Annotated in this window: 2 protein-coding genes; one reads left to right on the top strand and one right to left on the bottom strand. The window is 64.9% G+C overall.

Translation table 11 applies throughout. The features are described 5' to 3' along the window. On the bottom strand, positions 1-436 hold a 436-nt coding region (locus AC1DUU_RS32810; protein WP_476787449.1), incomplete at its 3' end, for an NmrA family NAD(P)-binding protein. Between the two features lie 84 nt (positions 437-520). On the opposite strand from AC1DUU_RS32810, the gene AC1DUU_RS32805 reads away from it, so the two are divergent. Beyond that, positions 521-1,026 (top strand): LysR family transcriptional regulator (locus AC1DUU_RS32805; protein ID WP_476787450.1); only part of this gene is annotated, 506 nt, incomplete at its 3' end.

The following is a 1,026-nucleotide window of genomic DNA, read 5'->3' as shown; positions in this document are numbered from 1 at the left end:
CGACGAAATAGCCTGACCGCAGGAAGGCAGTCGATGGCGCCACGCAGTCAAGCAGCGCCTCAAACCGGTTGAGGGTGGCGATGACGCCGGTGCCAGCTGGATGCTGCGCCCCGATGGACGACAGAACAACGGCCTTGGGCAGACGCGCCCGCCGTGCCGCACTGGCAAGTACTGCGCCGAAGTCTTCCGTGCGCTGATAGGGATCGCCGCTCACCGGCGGCGGATTGAGCAGGAACGCTCCTTGCGCGCCCTTCAGCGCATCGGCAATCGCGTCGGCATCCTCGATGCTCGCGACGGCGACTTCCGCGCCGAGGGCTGTCCATTTTTCAGCCTGCTCCTTGCGACGCAGGACGACACGCACGGCCTCGCCGCGTTCAATGAGGGCGCGCGCTATCTCGCCGCCGGCCCGTCCGTTTGCTCCAAGCACGACATACATGATTGCCACTCCTTCAGATCGTTTGACGGAGGAACGATAGGCGGTGGCATTCCATGCGTCCAATGCATGGTGTATATGGTCAGCATGCGCGAAGTGGATTTACGCCGCCTCGACCTCAACCTTTTGGTAGTGCTCGAGGCGCTGCTGGATGAGAAGAACGTCACAAGGACCGCCCACCGGCTCGGCATGAGCCAGCCGGCCGCGAGCCGAGCGCTCGGGCGATTGCGCACGCTGTTTTCGGACGCGCTGCTGGTTGATGGGCCGGGCGGCTACATCCTCAGTTCGCGTGCCCAAGAGGTGCGCCCCGTGCTGCGCGGCATATTGGCGGGCGTTGGCGAAATGCTGGAGGCGAGTTCGTTCGACCCCGCGACGGCGACGGGTCGAATCCGGCTTCTTATGCCCGATCTCCAAGCCGCCGTGCTGGCGCCGCATTTGCTCGCCCGCCTCGCCCGCGAGGCGCCGTCGCTTGATCTCGATATTGTCGCGCCTGATACGAACGGGTTCCAGGCGCTGGAGCATGGTGTCGCGGATGCGATGGTGGCGCTGATCGACGAGGCACCGGCCGGCATTAATCGACGCCGCCTCTATGA

Source organism: Aminobacter sp. P4_H6_2 (genome assembly GCF_056400805.1).
The sequence above is the reverse complement of the archived record's forward strand: the minus strand, read 5'-3'. Positions and strand labels throughout refer to the sequence as shown.